Below are 19974 nucleotides of genomic sequence, written 5' to 3' on the forward strand. Positions count from 1 at the left end.
GGAGTAACAGATGGGTAAAATTGCTTTTGTCTTTCCAGGACAAGGTTCACAAACAATAGGAATGGGGCATGGCTTATTTCAGGAAAACGAGCGTGCTCAGCAAATTTTTCGAACAGCTGATGAAAAACTTGATTTTCCACTTTCCGAATTGATCTTTAATGGCACACAACAAGAATTAACGGTGACTTATAATGCACAGCCTGCTTTATTGACCACGAGTTATGCTTTTGTCAAGGAGTTGGAAGAAGCGGGGATCAAACCCGATTATACAGCCGGGCACAGTTTAGGTGAATATACGGCATTAGTGGCATCTGGTGCAATTTCTTTTGAGGATGCCGTATATACAGTGCGTAAGCGTGGTGAATTCATGGAAGCTGCGGTACCGAATGGTCAAGGCTCAATGGCTGCGATTTTGGGAATGGACCGGGAAGCTCTATCTGAAGTTACTTCTGAAATTACGGCCACAGGGGAATCCGTTCAATTGGCCAATATTAACTGTCCAGGGCAAATCGTCATTTCAGGCACCTCGGAAGGGGTTAAACTTGCGAGTGCAAAAGCTAAGGAAAATGGCGCTAAACGGGCTCTGCCTCTTGAAGTTAGTGGACCGTTCCATTCGGAATTGATGAAACCGGCAGCAGAAAAGTTACAGGGTGTCCTTGATGAAGTAAGCTTCAAACAGGCAGAAATTCCTGTTATTTCAAACGTAACGGCTAAGCCCATTACAGCACCTGCCGAAATAAAAGAAAAATTAATCGAACAACTGTATTCACCGGTCCTTTGGGAGGACAGTGTGAAAAATCTACTTGAATTGGGCGTGGATACGTTCATCGAGGTGGGCCCTGGGAAAGTATTGGGCGGATTGATTAAGAAAATTGATCGTTCCGTTCAAATTCACTCGGTATCCGATATAGATACTCTAACTAAAACAATTGAAACATTGAAGGGGGTACAAGCATGATCCTCGAAGGAAAAAAAGCACTTGTAACGGGAGCTTCACGAGGTATAGGCAGGGAAGTTGCATTAGAACTTGCCCGTCAGGGAGCAGATGTTGCCATCAACTATTCTGGCAGTGAAGCTAAAGCGAATGAAGTGGTTGACGAAATCAAGGCATTGGGCCGTAAAGCATTCGCCATACAATGCGATGTTGCAAATAGTGAATCGGTGACAAGCATGATCAAAGAGGTCGTCGAACAGTTTGGCAGAGTGGATATCCTGGTCAATAATGCTGGCATCACACGTGATAACCTATTGATGCGTATGAAAGAAGATGAATGGGATTCAGTGATCAATACGAATCTTAAAGGCGTGTTCCTATGCACCAAAGCGGTTACAAGGCAAATGATGAAACAGCGTAGCGGCAGGATCATCAATATGGCATCGATCGTCGGCGTCAGCGGAAATGCAGGGCAGGCTAATTATGTAGCGGCTAAAGCTGGTGTGATCGGCCTGACTAAAACCACGGCAAAGGAACTTGCTTCAAGAGGCATTACGGTCAATGCGATTGCCCCAGGTTTCATCTCAACGGATATGACGGGTGAATTGCCTGAAGACGTCCAAAAAGCCATGCTGGACCAAATTCCGCTTGCACGGTTCGGTGACCCTAAAGATATTGCTGCAGTGGCGTCTTTCCTTGCTTCTGATGCCAGCAAATATATGACTGGGCAAACTCTTCATGTAGATGGCGGCATGGTTATGTAAGTTTTCTTTGATTTTTTTCGAAATTAATTTATAATGTTTTGAGGGGAGGTGAACACATTGGCAGATGTATTAGAAAGAGTAACTAAAATCGTTGTAGATCGTTTGAACGTAGAAGAATCAGAGGTAAAACTTGAAGCTTCTTTCAAAGAAGATCTTGGTGCCGATTCCCTTGATGTAGTTGAACTAGTCATGGAATTCGAAGACGAGTTTGATATGGAAATTTCGGACGATGACGCTGAAAAAATCGCCACAGTAGGTGATGCTGTGAATTACATACAAAGTACTATGTAATGAATTGTCATTTGACTAAAAGCTCCGTTTTATAACGGGGCTTTCTCTTATTGCTTAAAGAAGTTTGATGCAGCGGCAGATAAGGAAATGAGCATGTACAAGGTAAGTTCCGCCTGCATGGCAGTGGTCTTTTGCCTTTAGTTTTCTTTAAGCGGATAATAATGTATGATGGTACATAGGAAAGCTTGACAGGAATTCCTGCCAGGTTTCTTTTTATATATTGGAAAAATATGCTTTTTGAACCGTTGTGGAGGGTTTTGTGTGATGCGTAGGAACGGAAATAATCGTAAACCATCAATCAAGGATAATAAATTTAAACAGTTGCAAGAAAATCTGGGTTTTCATTTTAAGGATGAAAATCTATTAAAACAAGCTTTTACGCATTCATCTTATGTGAATGAGCATCGCCGTAAGCCTTATGAAGATAATGAAAGGCTTGAATTCTTAGGGGACGCTGTACTTGAATTGACCATCTCTAAATACTTATATCAAAAATATCCGATGATGAGCGAAGGTGAACTTACCAAACTAAGGGCAGCCATTGTGTGTGAGCCTTCACTTGTTGCTTTTGCAAATAGCCTTTCTTACGGGGAATATGTATTACTCGGAAAAGGGGAAGAAATGACAGGTGGAAGAGAACGCCCTGCCATGCTTGCGGATGTATTCGAAGCCTACATTGGTGCTTTGTACCTTGATCAAGGATTAGAGCCGGTTGTGCAGTTTTTGACGAATGTCGTGTTTCCGAAGATAGACGAGGGTGCTTTTTCTCATGTGATGGATTATAAGAGCCAGCTTCAGGAGCTGATCCAGCGGGATGCCATCGGTGTCCTGCAATATAAGATCTTGCAGGAAAAAGGACCGGCTCATAATCGGGAGTTTGTTTCGACCGTCTCCCTTAATGGGGAAGAACTGGGCTCTGGAATAGGAAAGTCCAAAAAAGAAGCGGAGCAGCATGCTGCCGAGCATGCATTGGTCGTTTTAAAAGATAAAAAATCAACAAGATAGTTTAACAGTAGAGGGGGAAAGGTCATGTTCCTCAAACGTTTGGACGTTGTAGGATTTAAATCTTTCGCAGAGAAAATTTCGATTGATTTTGTACCTGGTGTCACGGCAGTGGTTGGACCAAACGGAAGCGGTAAAAGTAATGTGACCGATGCAGTCCGATGGGTACTTGGAGAGCAGTCTGCGAAATCACTGCGTGGAGCAAAAATGGAAGATATCATCTTTTCGGGAAGTGACACGAGGAAAGCGTTGAATTTTGCGGAAGTATCATTGACCCTTGATAACGAGACCAATTCCCTACCGATCGACTTTCATGAAGTCAGTGTGACAAGGCGTGTATATCGATCGGGAGAAAGTGAATTTTTCATTAATAATCAAGGTTGCCGTCTGAAAGACATCATTGACCTTTTCATGGATTCTGGTCTGGGGAGAGAAGCATTTTCCATCATCAGCCAAGGGAAAGTGGAAGAAATCCTAAGCAGTAAGGCTGAAGAAAGACGAGTGATCTTTGAAGAGGCAGCCGGTGTCCTGAAGTATAAAACTAGAAAACGAAAAGCGGAATCGAAGCTGACGGAAACACAGGATAACTTAAACCGTGTCCATGATATCCTCCATGAATTGGAGGGGCAGGTGGAGCCGTTAAAAATTCAGTCTTCCCTCGCCAAGGAATTTTTGGCGAAGAAAGAAGAGCTTGAGCAAATAGAAGTGGCTTTAACCGTTTTTGAAATAGAAGAGCTTTATGAAAAATGGGAAAAACTGTCACAAGAACTTGAAAAACATAATGAAATGGAACAGCAAATGGCTGGACAGCTTCATGACAGGGAAGCGCATCTCAAAAAACAAAGGGATAGTCTCGCGACGCTTGAGACATCGATCAATGGACTTCAGGAAATTCTCCTGAATGCCAGCGAAGAACTTGAAAAGCTTGAAGGCCGTAAAGAGGTTTTGAAAGAACGGAAAAAAAATGCTGCCCAAAACAAGTCACAGCTAGAAAAGGCGATTGTGGAGGGTGAGGCTGCCGTCGATCGTTTGGCTTTGCAAAAGGAAAGAGAAACGGAAATCCTGAATGCACTGAACTTGGAAGTGAAGGGGATTTCTGAAACCTTACATGAAAAACAAAAAAGCCTAGGCCTTTTCAATAGTGATATTGAAGCGATGATCGAAGCAAAAAAGAGTGACTATATCGAGTGGTTGAACAAGCAGGCATCGGCTAAAAACGAAAAACAATACCTACTCCAGCAATTAACGCAGCAGGAACATAAAAATGCTAAACTTGATATGGAAAATGAAAAGTTCTTAACCGAAAGAATGGATATCACTGCTAAAAAAATGGAATATTCACAGCTGATGGAAAATATGACCAAGCAGCTTGAAGAGCATGTCACTTATTTCCGAAATCAGCAGAATAAATTGAATGCTGCAAAAGATACGTATCAAAAACAAGAAACCACCCTTTATAAGGCCTATCAATTTCTTCAACAGGCAAAATCTCGTAAGGAACTTCTTGAAGAAATGGAAGATGATTATGCTGGCTTTTTTCAGGGTGTAAAAGAGGTTTTGAAAGCGAAGGAAACCCTTCGAGGCATTGAAGGGGCAGTTGCGGAATTGATAAAGGTTCCAAAGGAATATGAAACGGCCATCGAAACGGCTCTGGGCGGAGCGATGCAGCATGTTGTCGTGGAACGCGAAGAGCATGCACGGGAAGCCATTTCCTTCTTGAAGAAAAATAGGTATGGGCGTGCGACGTTCTTGCCTTTATCAGTCATAAAGGCAAGAGAGATATCAGCTAACCAATTATCGATGCTGAAGAGTCATTCAGCTTTTGTGGGGACGGGTTCCTCATTGATCCAATATGATGATAGGCATGCAGCGATTGCTGAAAACCTATTAGGAACCGTGATGATCACAACTGATTTAAAAGGTGCAAATGACCTGGCGAAAATGATGCAGCACCGTTTCCGTTTCGTAACACTTGAAGGGGATATCGTCAATCCAGGTGGTTCAATGACTGGTGGAGCCTTAAAGCAAAAAACGACCTCCCTGCTTTCAAGGAAAACGGAATTGGAAGAGCTCCATCAAAAACTTGCTGCCATGGAAGCTAAAACGAATCAGCTAGAAAAGCAAGTCAAACAGCTCAAAGTGGATGTGGGTGTTCAAGAGCAAACGCTTGAACAAACCAGAAAAACAGGAGAGAGACTTCGATTACAAGAACAAACCCTTAAGGGCGAACTCCGTGAAGTGGAACTGCAGGAAAGAAATGTGAATGAACGGCTGCATCTTTATGATTTGGATAAAAATTCATATTTGGAAGAACAACAGCAAAAAACAGCAAGACTTGAAGAGCTGGAAGAACTTTTGGAATCGTGTAAAACTGAGATTGAAGGGCTGGACCGGTTGATTTCCGAAATGACCGAACAAAAGCAATCTCAACAATCCTCAAAAGAGAGCCTTGCTGAAGAAACGAATGAACTGAGGGTAATGCTTGCCTCTAAGCGCGGCCAGCTGCAAAACCAAAAAGAGAAGATGGAACGCATTGAATCGGATCTTTCAAAGGAAACAAGCAGGCTTGCCGAAAACAAAGATGATTTAGGGCTCCTGACCAATGAAATGACAGACAGTTCAAGCGGGGAAGAGTCCCTGGAAGATATGGCTCAGCAGAAATTGCTCGATAAAAATGGAGCAATTGAAGGAATCGCCATAAAAAAACAGGAAAAAAACGAGCTTCTAACGGAAGTTGAAACGCTTGAACTGTCCTTGAAAGAAGAAAATCGACTTTATAGAGGCATTGTCGAAGTGATAAAGGATGAAGAAGTGAAATTAACTCGTCTGGATGTCGAACTGGAAAATCGCCTCGACCACTTGAGAGAAGAATATACCCTTTCCTTTGAAGGTGCTAAAGAACAGTATCCATTGATGATGCCTGCAGAAGAGGCTCAAAAAAGGGTGAAGCTCATCAAGCTTGCAATCGAGGAACTGGGGACGGTGAATCTAGGTGCAATTGATGAATACGCACGTGTAGCTGAACGCTATGAATTCCTTCTTAGTCAAAAGGAAGACCTTCAACAGGCGAAAGATACATTATTCCAAGTCATCGATGAAATGGATGATGAAATGAAGCGGCGCTTTGCGGATACCTTCTATTCGATCCGTGAAGAATTCGAACAAGTCTTCAAAGCTTTATTCGGCGGAGGCAGAGCGGAGCTGAAGCTGACAAATCCGGATGATTTACTAAATACAGGAGTAGATATCATTGCACAGCCTCCTGGGAAAAAACTGCAAAATTTGAGCCTCTTATCCGGGGGAGAACGAGCATTGACAGCCATAGCCCTTTTATTCTCCATTCTAAAAGTGCGTCCGGTGCCTTTCTGTATCCTTGATGAAGTCGAGGCAGCGCTTGATGAGGCGAATGTCGTCCGGTTCAGTCAATTTTTAAGGAAGTTCAGCAGGGAAACACAGTTCATCGTGATTACTCACCGCAAAGGCACGATGGAAGAGGCGGATGTCCTATATGGCATTACGATGCAGGAGTCAGGCGTCTCCAAACTTGTTTCAGTCCGGATGGAAGAATCAGAAAACTTTATTGAAGTTTAAAATTCATGAATTAGAGGAAGTGGGACAATGAGTTTTTTCAAAAAGCTAAAAGAGAAATTTACGACCCAGGAAGAAAAAGAAAAATCAGTTGAAGCAGAAGTATCCATAGGGGAAAAATTCAAGCAAGGTTTGACGAAGACGAGGAATTCCTTTACTGGAAGGGTTAATGAACTTGTTGCCCGTTACCGGAAAGTGGATGAGGACTTTTTTGAAGAACTTGAAGAAATCCTGATACAGGCTGATGTGGGCTTTGATACTGTGATGGAACTGATTGATCAATTAAAAATGGAAGTCAAGCTTCGTAATATCTCTGATACGAGGGAAGTGCAGTCCGTTATTTCCGAAAAGCTTGTTGAAATCTACCAAGGTGATGATGAAGCGACTTCAAGCCTGAATATACAAGAAGAAGGTTTGACGGTCATTTTGTTTGTAGGGGTTAATGGGGTAGGTAAAACGACAACCATTGGTAAACTTGCCCATAAATTCAAAACTGAAGGTAAATCTGTCGTATTGGCTGCCGGGGATACCTTCCGTGCCGGTGCGATCGAACAGCTTGAGGTTTGGGGAGAGCGTGTCGGTGTCAGTGTAATCAAACAGGGTGAAGGCTCTGATCCTGCAGCGGTCATGTTCGATGCCATTCAGGCCGCCAAGGCACGAAAAGCGGATATACTGATCTGCGACACGGCTGGTCGCTTACAGAATAAAGTGAATTTAATGAAGGAATTGGAAAAGGTGAAACGTGTAATTGAACGTGAAGTACCAGGTGCACCACACGAGGTGTTGCTTGCCCTTGATGCTACAACTGGGCAAAATGCCCTTATTCAGGCCAAGACATTCAAGGAAGCGACCAATGTTTCCGGTATTGTTTTAACAAAGCTTGATGGCACCGCAAAAGGTGGAATTGTTTTGGCAATTCGCAATGAATTGGCCATTCCCGTTAAATTTGTCGGGCTAGGTGAAAAAATGGACGATCTACAGGAATTCGATGCTGAGAAATATGTTTATGGCCTTTTTGCTGATATCATCGATAAAGAAGAGATTTAGAAAAATTGTAAGCCAGAAGAGATATTTCTCTTCTGGTTTTTTGTTCACAGTGGTTATTTGGAGTAGCAATTGCAGAAAGGTCTAAAAAAAGGATGAAAAAAGAAAAAATAATGCTTTGCAAACAAGTGGTAAGGAGTTTAACTTGACATCAAATAAACTAGGCTTTACAATATAAACTTGTAAAGGGTTTTCACTTAACAGCAGGGAGGCTTGCTAAGATGCTTGAAAAGACAACGCGGATTAATTATTTGTATGACTTTTACCAATCGTTGTTAACAGAGAAGCAGCAGAGCTACATGTCCCTCTACTATCTGGATGATTACTCTCTTGGCGAGATTGCCGAAGAATACGAAGTCAGTAGGCAGGCAGTCTATGATAATATAAAAAGAACGGAAGCGATGCTTGAGGAATATGAAGCAAAGCTTTTGTTATTTCAAAAATTTCAAGAGCGTAACCAGTGGATTGCGAATATGAAGGGACTCATAGAAAAGGATTCCTTTTCAAAAGAGGAGCTGCTTGACGCAATCACAACGCTTGAGAAGTTGGATTAGGAGGCGGCAATATGGCATTTGAAGGATTGGCCGACCGACTGCAGAGCACGATGCAAAAAATCCGCGGAAAAGGGAAGGTCAACGAAGCGGACGTAAAAGAAATGATGCGTGAAGTTCGATTGGCCCTGCTTGAAGCGGATGTTAACTTTAAAGTCGTGAAGGATTTTGTAAAACGTGTCAGTGAACGTTCGGTAGGTCAGGAAGTGCTGAAAAGCTTAACCCCCGGTCAACAGGTAATTAAAGTAGTTAAGGAAGAATTGACGGAGCTGATGGGCGGCGAACAAAGCAAGATTGCCGTTGCCTCGAAACCACCGACTGTCATTATGATGGTAGGGCTTCAGGGTGCTGGTAAAACGACGACCACCGGAAAGCTTGCCAATCTTCTTAGAAAAAAATACAACCGCAAGCCATTGCTCGTTGCGGCTGATATTTACCGTCCGGCGGCGATTAAGCAGCTTGAAACACTTGGCAAACAATTAAGCATGCCTGTTTTCTCCCTTGGGGACCAGGTCAGCCCTGTTGAAATTGCCAAACAGGCAATTGAAAAAGCTAAGGAAGAACATCATGATTATGTGTTGATTGATACCGCAGGCCGCCTTCATGTTGATGAAAACTTGATGGGCGAACTGAAGGATATCAAAGAGTTGACAAAACCTGATGAAATCTTCCTGGTTGTCGATGCGATGACAGGTCAGGATGCGGTCAATGTTGCCCAAAGCTTCAATGAACAGCTAGGTCTGACTGGAGTCGTCTTAACGAAACTTGATGGGGATACACGTGGTGGTGCGGCACTTTCAATTCGTTCAGTCACCGACACGCCGATTAAATTCGTCGGTATGGGGGAAAAATTGGATGCAATTGAAGCGTTCCATCCAGAACGGATGGCGTCAAGGATTCTCGGCATGGGTGATGTATTGACCCTTATCGAAAAAGCACAGGCCAATGTAGATGAAGAAAAAGCGAAAGAATTAGAGAAAAAGATGCGTACAGCCACTTTTACCTTTGATGATTTCCTTGATCAGCTTGGTCAGGTGCGGAATATGGGACCGCTTGATGATATTCTGAAAATGATTCCCGGTGCGAATAAAATGAAAGGGATGGACAACCTGCAGATCGATGAGAAACAGATCGGTCATGTGGAAGCTATCATCCGTTCAATGACTACGCATGAAAAGGAACATCCGGAAACCATGAATGCATCCCGCAAGAAACGGATTGCCAAGGGAAGCGGCAGATCGATTCAAGAAGTGAACCGTCTACTGAAGCAATTCGAAGAAATGAAAAAGATGATGAAACAGGTTACGAACATGCAAAAAGGAAAGAAAAAGGGATTCAAATTCCCGTTCATGTAAGGTTTATTTTAGGTCGAAACTGAAGCGAAATACAGGTCGAAGCCATGTATTTCAACACTTTTTTCACCTGTTAAGAAAAAAACCTTTACAAACATGCAAGACATTTGATATTATACTATCTTGTGTGAAACTATTCGGAGGTGCTTATTTAAAATGGCAGTAAAAATTCGCTTAAAACGTATGGGAGCTAAAAAATCTCCTTTCTATCGTATTGTAGTTGCAGATTCTCGTTCACCACGTGACGGACGTTACATTGAAGTGGTAGGAACTTATAACCCGGTGACTCAACCAGCTAAAGTTGAAATCAACGAAGAGCTTGCTCTTAAATGGTTACAAGATGGAGCTAAACCATCTGATACAGTTCGTAACTTATTCTCTACACAAGGCATCATGGAAAAATTCCATGTTGCAAAAAACAGCAAGTAATCGACGGTAGTTGATGAAAGCACTGATTGAAACGATTGTTTCAGCACTTGTGGATTATCCGGAAGAGGTCATCGTGACCTCCAAGGAAGAATCCGACCGGATTGTTTATATCCTCTCCGTTCATAAAGAGGACATGGGCAAGGTGATCGGTAAACAAGGGCGTGTTGCTAAGGCGATTCGGACTGTGGTATATGCAGCAGGATCTTCACAGCAGAAGAAAATCTATTTGGAGATTTCCGAATAAGGAGGGTTAATACCCCTCCTTTTTTTGTACTTCAAGAAGGTGAAATTCCGACTGGGATCCTAATTGAATAGACCAGGACTTTAAACTTTACGCCTTTTTAAGACGCATCTTTTACCGATTTACGTTATACTTAAGAGAATGACCCCCATTTCAAAAAGATTACCCCATCATACATATTTTTTGAATGAAATAAGAAATCATAGATAATAGGAGGTGCTGGAATGAAAATTCTCCAAAATGTAATCGTTAACCAAGTATTAACGGAATCCAGCAAGAATCAGCTCCTCGAGAAATACAAGTCAAAACGCCTTCAGCTTCAAAAAGAGAGTGAACAGCTTCGCTTTGAACTGAAAAAACTTGAAAAAACAAGAACTCTCCAACCTGCTAGTCTCCGTGCTCATTTTGAAAAAGAAATAAACCAGAGGCAAGAAAAAATTAAACTGCTTGAATTTCAAATGGAGCAGTTGGAGATCCTTCCCGCAGGTAGTGAATTGAAGGAACGAGAAGTTCAAAGTATCATTGATGTGGAAATTGGGGCAGATTGGGACGAAATTATGGCAACGAAGACCATTGTCATTAAAGATGGAATCGTCTCGGAAATTCGTTAGAGGTGAAAGAATGGAAAAATGGTTTAATGTAGGTAAAATTGTCAACACACATGGCCTTTTAGGAGAAGTCCGTGTTATTTCTTCAACAGACTTTCCGGAAAAACGATACAAAGTGGGAAATACTCTGTATTTGTTTAGGGACACGGAGAAAAAACCTTTGCCGCTTATCATCAGGTCGCATCGCACCCATAAAAACTTTAACCTGTTGACGTTCGAGAACTATTATAACGTCGGACAGGTCGAGGCTTTTAAAAACGGGGTCCTGAAAGTCAAGGAAGCGCAGCTTGGTAAATTGGACGAAGGTGAGTTCTACTTCCATGAAATCATCGGCTGTTCGGTATTTACGGATGAAGGCATGGAAGTTGGGGAAATCATTGAGGTTCTTACGCCTGGTGCCAATGATGTTTGGGTCATTAAGAAAGCTGGCAGTAAGGACATCCTGATCCCATATATTGATCAAATTGTAAAAGAAGTGGATATTTCCGCTAAAAAGGTCATCATTACACCGATGGAAGGACTTTTGGACTGATGAAAATCGATGTGCTTTCGCTTTTTCCAGAAATGTTCGAAGGGGTATTTGGTTCGTCAATCTTAAAAAAGGCTGCGGAAAAGCAGGCTGTCAGCTACAAGGTGACCAACTTTCGGGATTATGCAGATAATAAACATTCGACGGTAGACGATTATCCGTATGGCGGCGGTGCCGGAATGGTATTGAAGGCACAACCGATCTTTGATGCTGTGGAAGCTCTAAAAGGGCAAGGTGAGCTAACCCCAAGGGTAGTCCTGCTTTGTCCCCAGGGAGAGCGTTACACGCAGAAAAAAGCCGAAGAGTTTGCTGAAGAGGAACATCTCATTTTCATTTGCGGGCATTATGAAGGCTATGATGAGCGCATCCGGGAGCATGTCGTCACTGATGAAATATCGATTGGTGACTTTGTGCTTACAGGTGGGGAATTGGGTGCAATGGTCATAATTGACAGCGTTGTGCGCTTGCTGCCTGGCGTTCTTGGAAATGTTGACTCCCCGATTCTTGATTCCTATTCTTCTGGTTTGTTAGAGCATCCCCATTATACTAGACCTGCAGATTTCCGGGGGATGAAAGTTCCCGATCCGCTAATATCCGGGAATCATAAAAAAATCGATGAATGGCGGATGAAGGAATCTCTGCGCAGAACTTGGATTCGACGTCCGGATTTGCTCGATAGTTATGAACTATCGGAAGTTGAAAAAAAATTATTATCCGAGATTAAAAAAGAAGACTGATGTCTATTGCATCGACGTTTATAGTGTGATAGGATATAACTTGTGACTTGGGCAAAATGCTCAGTCTTATAACGATGTTCCGCTGCAAACAATAAGTATTTGCAAGAGCGTCCAGGAGGAGTTGAAATCGATGCAAAATCTTATTAACGAAATCACAAAAGAACAACTTCGCTCAGATCTTCCATCATTCAGACCTGGTGACACAGTACGTGTACACGTAAAGGTTATTGAAGGAACTCGCGAACGTATCCAGTTGTTTGAAGGCGTTGTAATCAAACGTCGTGGCGGCGGAGTTAGTGAAACTTTCACAGTACGTAAGATCTCTTACGGCGTTGGAGTAGAACGTGCTTTCCCTGTTCACACACCAAAAATTGCGAAACTAGAAGTTATCCGTCACGGTAAAGTACGTCGTGCGAAACTTTATTACCTACGCGAACTTCGTGGTAAAAAAGCACGTATTAAAGAAATTCGTCGTTAATCCTTCGAATATCTTCATGCGGGTTTACCATGATCCACATAAGGTGAATAACCAAACAGTATCATGCAAAAAAAGGGAGCTTGTTAATCAGGCTCCCTTTTTGCACTTTAAGAAACGATGAATACACATACGGTGAAAACTATATAGAATCCTGCTCGCTATAGCGTCCGCAACATGTTAAAATAATTGTTGATATGCTTCAAAAAGGGTGGGTAAGGATGGCGAAAAAGAAAAATGAATTGTGGGAATGGACGAAGGCGGTCATAATCGCGGTTATAGCGGCGACGCTGATTCGTTATTTCCTCCTGGCTCCTATTGTTGTGGACGGTAATTCCATGATGCCGACATTAAAGGATACGGACCGCATGATCGTTAATAAAATCTCCTATTCGATTGGCGAACCGAAAAGATTCGACATTATCGTTTTCGAAGCTCCTGAAGGCAAAGATTACATAAAACGGGTCATCGGATTGCCAGGGGAAAAAGTGGAATATAGAGATGATACTCTTTACGTGAATGGAAAAGCTTATGATGAGCCATACTTGGATGAATATAAAGAACAATTGATTGATGGCGGGGATTTGACGGAGCCTTTTACATTAAGTGATGTCATAGAACAAGGAACGGTACCTGAGGACACTCTATTTGTCCTAGGGGATAATCGTCGTTTTAGTAAGGATAGCCGCCATATTGGCGTAGGTGTCGTTCCTTACGATAAAGTGTTAGGAAAAACTAAATTAGTTTATTGGCCGATTGAAGACTTTCGATTGGCGGAATAGTAGGAAGGTGGATTCCATTGACAATACAGTGGTTCCCTGGCCATATGGCCAAAGCAAGACGGGAAGTAACAGAGAAATTAAAACTGATCGACATCATCTTTGAACTTGTGGATGCCCGGATTCCGGCATCTTCACGAAATCCGATGATCGATGAAATCATTCAGCATAAACCGAGGGTTATCCTATTGAATAAAGCTGATATGGCAGATCCGGTAAAAACTAATTTGTGGCTTGAGCATTATAAATCGCAGGGGAAAACGGCGATTGCCATTAATTCGCAGGCAGGAAACGGTTTAAACCAGATTACAGCTGCTGCCAAAAAACTTTTAAAAGAGAAGTATGAGCGGATGGAATCAAGAGGAATAAAGCCGAGAGCGATCCGTGCCATGATAGTCGGCATTCCGAACGTGGGGAAATCGACATTAATCAATCGACTTGCCAAAAAGAACATTGCCAAAACAGGGAATACTCCTGGCGTCACGAAAGCGCAGCAATGGATAAAAGTTGGTAAGGAATTGGAATTGCTGGATACGCCGGGGATTCTCTGGCCAAAATTCGAGGATCAAGAAGTTGGTTTGAAGCTGGCATTGACAGGTGCGATCAAGGATACGATTTTAAACTTGCACGAAGTCTCTTTATACGGTCTTCGCTTTTTGGAAAAAGAATATCCGGATAGAATGAAATCCCGTTATAACCTGGATGTAATTCCGCAGGAAACGCTCGAATTGTTCGATGCTGTCGGAAAGTTCAGGGGCTGTTTGGCATCTGGGGGCTTCATCGATTATGATAAAACCGCAGAGTTGGTCGTACGTGAAATCCGTTCAGAAAAGATGGGCCCGCTGACGTTTGAGGTCCCATTGGAATATGAAGAGGTTGATATCCCCGATTAACATGAAGTGATACGGAGCTGGAGTTGGATGTCGAAAAGATATTTCTTTTTGATGTCTCTTTTCCGCTCCGTATTTTTCTGAACTGAAAAAAGGAAGCAAGACTGCCGATAATTAATATGATGGGTGATAAAAGATGATAACTGCAATGAGCATTAAGGAAATCTCCTCAAAGTTAATGACAATAAGAGAGCCCGAGGATTCATTTTTACAAGAATGCCGGGAGGACGGAAGAAAGGGAGTAACCGACTTAGTAAGCAAATGGCAAAGAACTTATGAAAAAGAACAACATCTAAGGGATGCTTTCACGGAAATGACAGAGTTTGAACGGCAATTGCGAAAACAGGGGTTTTCCATTTTGGCTGGTATCGATGAAGTGGGAAGAGGACCGCTCGCAGGACCAGTTGTGACGAGTGCAGTCATCTTGCCTGAATCTTTTTATTTACCGGGTCTTAATGATTCTAAAAAAATTCCAGAGTCAAAAAGGGAACGGTTTTATGAGATGATTTTTAAGGAAGCACTATCAATAGGTGTGGGTGTTGTACATAGCGAAGTTATTGATGAAATCAATATATACCAAGCCACTAAAAAGGCGATGGTGGCCGCAGTGAACGATTTGACAGAACTTCCTGATCATTTGTTGATTGATGCGATGGAACTGGATGTGCCCATTCCCCAGCTTTCACTCATAAAGGGGGACGCAAGAAGCATTAGCATCTCTGCGGCCTCTATAATAGCGAAAGTGACCCGTGATAGGATGATGAAGGAATATGGTGAAAAATATCCGCAATATGGTTTCGAAAAGCACATGGGTTACGGGACGAGCCAACATTTAGAAGCACTCGGCACGCACGGGCTTACACCTTGGCATAGAAGAAGTTTTGCACCAGTTAAGGAAATCGCTGCACGAACGAAGGGCTAAGGGGGGATGAGTGGTGCAATCCATAACAAGCGGCAAACCCGTTTCTTCACCCATTGAAGTAAAAGGATTTGTGAGTTTGAAAAACGGGCAAATCCTTATCGGGAAGGTGAATAAGGTTTTTCCTGACCAAACAGCCGAGGTACAGATTGGCCATCAAAAAATGATTGCCAATCTCGAAATCCCGCTACGGTCAGGAGAAATGTACTGGTTTCAAGTGAGGCACCCAATAGAGGGGGGTGTCGTGTTAAAAGCTTTAGATTCCCCCGATTTGAACGTTTCCGGCTTAAAGGGAACGGCTGCGCAATTGATCGCTCATCTCGGCATGACGCCTGAACCGGCCGCTACGAAACTTGCCGAATACCTCCTGACAAATCGGCTTCCGATAACCAAGGAAACCTTTCAGTCCGCTTTGCAATGGTTAAAAGCTGCTGATGCTGCAGAAGCTGGTCTACCTGTAATAAAATCGATGTTCATTCAGCAACTGCCATTTCTAAAAGATGTATTTGATGCATTATTTACACAGTACAAAGGTGAACCTTTCCACAAACTACTCAGTGTCTTCAAGCAACAGCTGCAAGATGTCGGGGCAGTAACGAGGACGGCCGTCAAGCTTATGGATGTATTGGACTCTTTACATGTTGTTAAACAGAACCAGCTCCAACAAAATGGTTTGCAAAACCTAGTGGCCGCTTGGCTGGATCCCGCTTCAACGCCAGAAATGAAATCCGGTGCATTTTCCCTGCTTCAAAAGACGGGTTTAATTCCAAAGGGAATTACAGAATCTGTCTTTCTGGAAAACTTAATGGATGGAGCTGAGGCAAGGTCCGGTATGGCCAAGATTTCAGTGATTGATAAATTACACCAAGGATTGCAGTTGCTATCCGGGGCAAAAAGCGGTGCATTTGCAAAAGTTGCAGAGATCGAAACGACCATTAATCGCATATTTAACGGTCATGATCACCTGCCAGCTGATATCCACTCGATACAGAGAAAAAACATTTCTGCAGAAAAACTTTCCCCTCATGCCTTTCATTTACTCCAGAGTGCTTTTACCGAAGCAACAGCTAAAAAGGCAATAGGCGGAAAAAAAGAAGTGAATGACCTTATAGGCTACTTGAATATGGATACAGAGCAAATAGAGGAGTCGAAGGGTAAGGTGGCTGAATTACTGTTTCAGTCGCTTAATAAGCTTCCTGAAGCCCGATACGTTAGGATTAATGAGAAGCTTGTCCTTTCACATCTACTGGAAGCCGAGTTTCAAACAATCGATTTCACCAATGGGCCTTCCGTTGCACACCAACTAAAAGAAATGACCAAGGTCCTTGGCCTTCAGCTGGAACATGCACTCATTAATCTTTCTGGAGATGATATGAAGGAGATCCCGAATGATTTAGAGACACTTAAACCGCTGCTGCTTAAATTGCTGAATGAGCAAATTCCGGCATCTATCAAGGAAATGGCAGAACAAATCCTAAATCGGATTACTGCGCAACAGATCCTTTCACAGGAAAATGGGCCGATTCAGAATTTGCTCCTGACACTTCCACTCAATTTGGGATCGATTCAAACGGACCTAACTTTACAATGGAGCGGAAGGAAAACAAAAGATGGCAAAATAGACCCGGATTACTGCCGAGTCCTATTTTATTTAGAATTGGAACGTCTTAAAGAAACGGTCATCGACATGCAGGTTCAAAACCGAATCATAAAAGTGACGGTCATCAATGGGCATGGTGCGGTCCTTGAAGAGGCAGCCGGTCAATATCTTGACATCCTAAGAGAGAATCTCGGAAAAATGGATTACAGATTATCAGGGGTTTCATTTGTAAAACCCGTGAATGAAAAAGAGCGGGACCTAAGGGTAAAACCGATTCCTTTTTCAGAAGCCGGTCCATATAGCGGAGTGGATATTCGAATATGATAAATGATCTACGAAAAGAAGCCATTGCCTTAAAGTATGATCAAAGAACATCCAAAGCGCCCGTCATATTGGCGAAGGGGAAAGGTAAAACGGCTGAAAAAATTCTGGAAAAGGCCATGAAACTGGATATACCGGTCCAGAGGGACGAATCGCTTGCTGCACTTTTAGGTCAATTTGATATAAATCAAACGATTCCCGAAGAATTATATGGAGCAGTTGCAGAGGTATTTGCATTCATTTATAAAGTTGACAAAGAAAAGAATCGGTAGGATCCTAGTTTTCCATGTGATTTCACCAAATGGAGTTCTGTTGGTTTATGTAGAATATTAGGGAAATCACTGGTGTATTTTCATTATATTAAAAAAATACTAAACTATTAACAAAAGGACAAGGCAATGGCTTTGTCCTTTTGCTTTTATTTAGGGTCAGTCAAAGGATAACCGTAATTTCTCATGAAAAGATCTCTGAGTCAATGATGAAAAGGCTTTTATGATAGCGTTTTCACTAGATTTATAACAGTAATGACTTTTTTGTACAGAGCAAAAATAAATGATTTTAATAAGAAAAAAACCAACCGCAAAGAAGGTTTTTTCCATTTTACACAGGGGTATGGAAGTATATTATAATAATATTTTAAAAATTTTGTGAAAGAAAATTATGCACGAAGGAGAATTTTGTTGTAATATGATAGAGAAAACACGCATTAAATTCCGAAGTTGTTTTTTAGTAGATAAGGAGGATGGGAAATGAATATCCATGAGTATCAGGGGAAAGAGATATTGCGACAATACGGGGTATCCGTTCCAAATGGCCGGGTTGCCTTTACTGTTGATGAAGCAGTGGAAGCAGCGAAGGAGTTAGGTACGGAAGTTGTTGTCGTAAAAGCTCAAATTCATGCGGGCGGCCGCGGGAAAGCCGGCGGAGTCAAGGTAGCGAAGAATCTTGATGAAGCACGTACATATGCAGAAGAAATTCTTGGCAAGACGTTGGTGACCCATCAAACAGGACCTGCAGGCAAGGAAGTTAAGCGTTTACTTATTGAAGAGGGCTGCGACATTACGAAAGAGTATTATATCGGGCTGGTCCTTGACCGTGCTACGAACAGTGTCGTGTTGATGGCTTCTGAAGAAGGCGGAACGGAAATTGAGGAAGTGGCCGAAAAGACGCCAGAGAAAATTTTCAAAGAAGTAATCGATCCGGTTGTCGGCCTGACGGGCTTCCAAGCACGGAGAATTGCATTCAATATCAATATTCCGGCTTCACTTATAAATAAAGCTTCCAAGCTGATGGTTAACTTATATACTGCTTTCGTTGAAAAAGATTGCTCAATCGCAGAAATCAACCCATTAGTGGTTACGGGCGACGGCAATGTAATGGCACTTGATGCTAAATTGAATTTTGATGATAATGCGATTTACCGCCAAAAAGACATCGCGGAATTCCGTGATTTGGATGAAGAGGATGCAAAAGAGATTGAAGCATCCAAACATGGCCTTAGTTACATATCGCTTGACGGAAATATCGGATGCATGGTTAATGGTGCCGGGCTTGCTATGGCGACGATGGACATCATTAAACATTATATGGGAGATCCGGCTAACTTCCTTGACGTTGGTGGCGGCGCCACTGAGGAAAAAGTGAAAGAGGCTTTCAAAATCATCCTTTCCGATAAAAATGTTAAAGGCATCTTCGTTAATATCTTCGGAGGAATCATGAAATGTGACATCATCGCAACAGGCGTCGTGGCTGCTGCTAAAGAGCTTGGCCTGGATGTCCCTCTTGTTGTTCGTCTTGAAGGAACGAATGTGGACCTTGGCAAAAAGATTCTAAAAGAGTCAGGTTTAAATATTACGGCTGCTGAATCAATGGCTGATGGAGCACAAAAAATAGTATCACTTGTAGGATAATAGGCAGGGGGGAACATAATGAGCGTTTATATTAATAAAGATACGAAAGTGATCGTTCAGGGAATCACTGGTGCAACAGCATTATTTCATACAAAACAAATGTTGGAATACGGCACGAAAATCGTTGGAGGAGTCACTCCGGGTAAAGGTGGAACAGAGGCGGAAGGGGTACCTGTATTCAATACAGTTTCCGAAGCTGTCACTGAAACCGGAGCGAATGCTTCCGTTATCTATGTACCGGCGCCATTTGCTGCTGATGCAATTCTGGAAGCCGTAGACGCAGAACTTGATCTTGTCATTTGTATCACGGAACATATTCCTGTCCTGGATATGGTCAAGGTTAAGCGGTACATGGAAGGCAAAAAAACTCGCTTGATCGGACCGAACTGCCCAGGTGTCATTACTCCTGAAGAGTGTAAGATTGGTATCATGCCAGGATATATCCACAAAAAAGGCCATGTAGGTGTAGTTTCACGTTCTGGAACTTTAACGTACGAAGCTGTTCACCAATTATCGCAAGCAGGCATCGGGCAATCTTCGGCTGTCGGTATCGGTGGGGATCCAGTTAATGGAACGGATTTCATTGACGTATTGAAGGCATTCAATGATGATCCGGAAACACATGCTGTGATTATGATCGGGGAAATCGGCGGAACGGCAGAAGAAGAAGCAGCAATCTGGGTGAAGGAAAATATGACTAAGCCAGTTGTTGGTTTCATTGGTGGCCGTACGGCTCCTGCCGGTAAACGCATGGGACATGCTGGTGCCATTATCTCAGGAGGAAAAGGAACTGCTGACGAGAAAATCCGCGTTATGAACGAATGTGGAATTAAAGTTGCCGAAACTCCATCCGTAATGGGTGAAACATTGATTTCCGTCTTGAAAGAAAAAGAGATATACGAACCTTGTAAAACACATTAATTTAAGCTGGGCCGACCTTTTTTTGGGTCGGTCTTATTTTCCTCCAATTTCCTCGGGAAACACCTAGTACATCACTATCAACCTACCAC

21 protein-coding genes are annotated in these 19974 nt (G+C 42.6%); all 21 read left to right on the forward strand.

The genetic code is table 11. From position 1 onward, the window contains the following. Positions 1-10 precede the first annotated feature (10 nt). The gene (fabD, locus tag MKY17_RS08180; RefSeq protein WP_098371039.1) at positions 11-958 is read left to right on the forward strand and encodes an ACP S-malonyltransferase; all 948 of its coding nucleotides are present in this window, start codon (positions 11-13) and stop codon (positions 956-958) included. Then, complete coding sequence (gene fabG / locus MKY17_RS08185; protein ID WP_098371038.1) at positions 955-1698, forward strand: 3-oxoacyl-[acyl-carrier-protein] reductase; 744 nt, start codon at positions 955-957, stop codon at positions 1696-1698. Before fabD ends, fabG begins: the two co-directional genes overlap by 4 nt. A 57-nt stretch (positions 1699-1755) precedes the next feature. Beyond that, a complete protein-coding gene (locus MKY17_RS08190) occupies positions 1756-1989 on the forward strand; it encodes an acyl carrier protein (RefSeq protein WP_034313729.1) in 234 nt (77 codons plus the stop codon). 264 nt (positions 1990-2253) lie between these two features. Further along, the gene (gene rnc, locus MKY17_RS08195; protein WP_098371037.1) at positions 2254-2994 is read left to right on the forward strand and encodes a ribonuclease III; all 741 of its coding nucleotides are present in this window, start codon (positions 2254-2256) and stop codon (positions 2992-2994) included. 24 nt (positions 2995-3018) lie between these two features. Then, positions 3019-6582, forward strand: a complete 3564-nt coding sequence (smc, locus tag MKY17_RS08200; protein WP_098371036.1) for a chromosome segregation protein SMC — start codon at positions 3019-3021, stop codon at positions 6580-6582. Between the two features lie 27 nt (positions 6583-6609). Beyond that, the gene (gene ftsY, locus MKY17_RS08205; protein ID WP_098371035.1) at positions 6610-7626 is read left to right on the forward strand and encodes a signal recognition particle-docking protein FtsY; all 1017 of its coding nucleotides are present in this window, start codon (positions 6610-6612) and stop codon (positions 7624-7626) included. Positions 7627-7844: 218 nt separating this feature from the next. After that, positions 7845-8177, forward strand: a complete 333-nt coding sequence (locus tag MKY17_RS08210; RefSeq protein ID WP_076366571.1) for a putative DNA-binding protein — start codon at positions 7845-7847, stop codon at positions 8175-8177. A gap of 11 nt (positions 8178-8188) precedes the next feature. After that, on the forward strand, positions 8189-9529 hold the full coding sequence (ffh, locus tag MKY17_RS08215; protein ID WP_098371034.1) for a signal recognition particle protein: 1341 nt from the start codon (positions 8189-8191) through the stop codon (positions 9527-9529). A gap of 153 nt (positions 9530-9682) precedes the next feature. Continuing rightward, the gene (gene rpsP, locus MKY17_RS08220) at positions 9683-9955 is read left to right on the forward strand and encodes a 30S ribosomal protein S16 (RefSeq protein ID WP_034313715.1); all 273 of its coding nucleotides are present in this window, start codon (positions 9683-9685) and stop codon (positions 9953-9955) included. A gap of 13 nt (positions 9956-9968) precedes the next feature. Continuing rightward, positions 9969-10199 (forward strand): KH domain-containing protein, encoded by a 231-nt coding sequence (locus tag MKY17_RS08225; RefSeq protein ID WP_048684915.1) that lies wholly within the window; start codon positions 9969-9971, stop codon positions 10197-10199. Between the two features lie 221 nt (positions 10200-10420). After that, positions 10421-10807, forward strand: coding sequence for a YlqD family protein (locus MKY17_RS08230; protein WP_034313711.1), 387 nt, complete (start codon positions 10421-10423; stop codon positions 10805-10807). Between the two features lie 10 nt (positions 10808-10817). Next, on the forward strand, positions 10818-11336 hold the full coding sequence (gene rimM / locus MKY17_RS08235) for a ribosome maturation factor RimM (protein ID WP_098371033.1): 519 nt from the start codon (positions 10818-10820) through the stop codon (positions 11334-11336). Further along, positions 11336-12070 (forward strand): tRNA (guanosine(37)-N1)-methyltransferase TrmD, encoded by a 735-nt coding sequence (trmD, locus tag MKY17_RS08240; RefSeq protein WP_048684912.1) that lies wholly within the window; start codon positions 11336-11338, stop codon positions 12068-12070. Before rimM ends, trmD begins: the two co-directional genes overlap by 1 nt. Before the next feature lie 130 nt (positions 12071-12200). After that, positions 12201-12548: a 50S ribosomal protein L19 gene (gene rplS / locus MKY17_RS08245; RefSeq protein ID WP_034313702.1), complete on the forward strand. Its 348-nt coding sequence runs from the start codon at positions 12201-12203 to the stop codon at positions 12546-12548. Positions 12549-12766: 218 nt separating this feature from the next. Beyond that, entirely contained in the window at positions 12767-13327 is a 561-nt protein-coding gene (lepB, locus tag MKY17_RS08250; RefSeq protein WP_076366561.1) for a signal peptidase I, read from the forward strand. Between the two features lie 17 nt (positions 13328-13344). Next, on the forward strand, positions 13345-14217 hold the full coding sequence (gene ylqF / locus MKY17_RS08255; RefSeq protein ID WP_098371032.1) for a ribosome biogenesis GTPase YlqF: 873 nt from the start codon (positions 13345-13347) through the stop codon (positions 14215-14217). 145 nt (positions 14218-14362) lie between these two features. Continuing rightward, entirely contained in the window at positions 14363-15136 is a 774-nt protein-coding gene (locus tag MKY17_RS08260) for a ribonuclease HII (RefSeq protein WP_098371380.1), read from the forward strand. A 13-nt stretch (positions 15137-15149) separates the two neighbouring features. Continuing rightward, the gene (locus MKY17_RS08265; RefSeq protein WP_098371031.1) at positions 15150-17057 is read left to right on the forward strand and encodes a hypothetical protein; all 1908 of its coding nucleotides are present in this window, start codon (positions 15150-15152) and stop codon (positions 17055-17057) included. Further along, positions 17054-17326 (forward strand): EscU/YscU/HrcU family type III secretion system export apparatus switch protein, encoded by a 273-nt coding sequence (locus MKY17_RS08270; protein ID WP_098371030.1) that lies wholly within the window; start codon positions 17054-17056, stop codon positions 17324-17326. Before MKY17_RS08265 ends, MKY17_RS08270 begins: the two co-directional genes overlap by 4 nt. A 477-nt stretch (positions 17327-17803) precedes the next feature. Continuing rightward, positions 17804-18964 (forward strand): ADP-forming succinate--CoA ligase subunit beta, encoded by a 1161-nt coding sequence (sucC, locus tag MKY17_RS08275; RefSeq protein WP_076366553.1) that lies wholly within the window; start codon positions 17804-17806, stop codon positions 18962-18964. 18 nt (positions 18965-18982) lie between these two features. Next, the gene (gene sucD / locus MKY17_RS08280) at positions 18983-19885 is read left to right on the forward strand and encodes a succinate--CoA ligase subunit alpha (RefSeq protein WP_076366551.1); all 903 of its coding nucleotides are present in this window, start codon (positions 18983-18985) and stop codon (positions 19883-19885) included. Positions 19886-19974: the final 89 nt, after the last annotated feature.

It is taken from the genome of Peribacillus sp. FSL P2-0133 (assembly GCF_037975445.1).
Lineage (GTDB): Bacteria > Bacillota > Bacilli > Bacillales > DSM-1321 > Peribacillus > Peribacillus simplex_E.

Bases quoted from the DNA above. Each gene is read 5' to 3' on its own strand.
- ffh (WP_098371034.1), top strand. From the start codon at position 8,189: ATGGCATTTGAAGGATTGGCCGACCGACTGCAGAGCACGATGCAAAAA.
- lepB (WP_076366561.1), top strand. From the start codon at position 12,767: ATGGCGAAAAAGAAAAATGAATTGTGGGAATGGACGAAGGCGGTCATA.
- ftsY (WP_098371035.1), top strand. From the start codon at position 6,610: ATGAGTTTTTTCAAAAAGCTAAAAGAGAAATTTACGACCCAGGAAGAA.
- fabG (WP_098371038.1), top strand. From the start codon at position 955: ATGATCCTCGAAGGAAAAAAAGCACTTGTAACGGGAGCTTCACGAGGT.
- sucC (WP_076366553.1), top strand. From the start codon at position 17,804: ATGAATATCCATGAGTATCAGGGGAAAGAGATATTGCGACAATACGGG.
- MKY17_RS08230 (WP_034313711.1), top strand. From the start codon at position 10,421: ATGAAAATTCTCCAAAATGTAATCGTTAACCAAGTATTAACGGAATCC.
- MKY17_RS08260 (WP_098371380.1), top strand. From the start codon at position 14,363: ATGAGCATTAAGGAAATCTCCTCAAAGTTAATGACAATAAGAGAGCCC.
- rnc (WP_098371037.1), top strand. From the start codon at position 2,254: ATGCGTAGGAACGGAAATAATCGTAAACCATCAATCAAGGATAATAAA.
- rplS (WP_034313702.1), top strand. From the start codon at position 12,201: ATGCAAAATCTTATTAACGAAATCACAAAAGAACAACTTCGCTCAGAT.
- rpsP (WP_034313715.1), top strand. From the start codon at position 9,683: ATGGCAGTAAAAATTCGCTTAAAACGTATGGGAGCTAAAAAATCTCCT.
- MKY17_RS08210 (WP_076366571.1), top strand. From the start codon at position 7,845: ATGCTTGAAAAGACAACGCGGATTAATTATTTGTATGACTTTTACCAA.
- sucD (WP_076366551.1), top strand. From the start codon at position 18,983: ATGAGCGTTTATATTAATAAAGATACGAAAGTGATCGTTCAGGGAATC.
- fabD (WP_098371039.1), top strand. From the start codon at position 11: ATGGGTAAAATTGCTTTTGTCTTTCCAGGACAAGGTTCACAAACAATA.
- trmD (WP_048684912.1), top strand. From the start codon at position 11,336: ATGAAAATCGATGTGCTTTCGCTTTTTCCAGAAATGTTCGAAGGGGTA.
- MKY17_RS08225 (WP_048684915.1), top strand. From the start codon at position 9,969: ATGAAAGCACTGATTGAAACGATTGTTTCAGCACTTGTGGATTATCCG.
- rimM (WP_098371033.1), top strand. From the start codon at position 10,818: ATGGAAAAATGGTTTAATGTAGGTAAAATTGTCAACACACATGGCCTT.
- smc (WP_098371036.1), top strand. From the start codon at position 3,019: ATGTTCCTCAAACGTTTGGACGTTGTAGGATTTAAATCTTTCGCAGAG.
- MKY17_RS08270 (WP_098371030.1), top strand. From the start codon at position 17,054: ATGATAAATGATCTACGAAAAGAAGCCATTGCCTTAAAGTATGATCAA.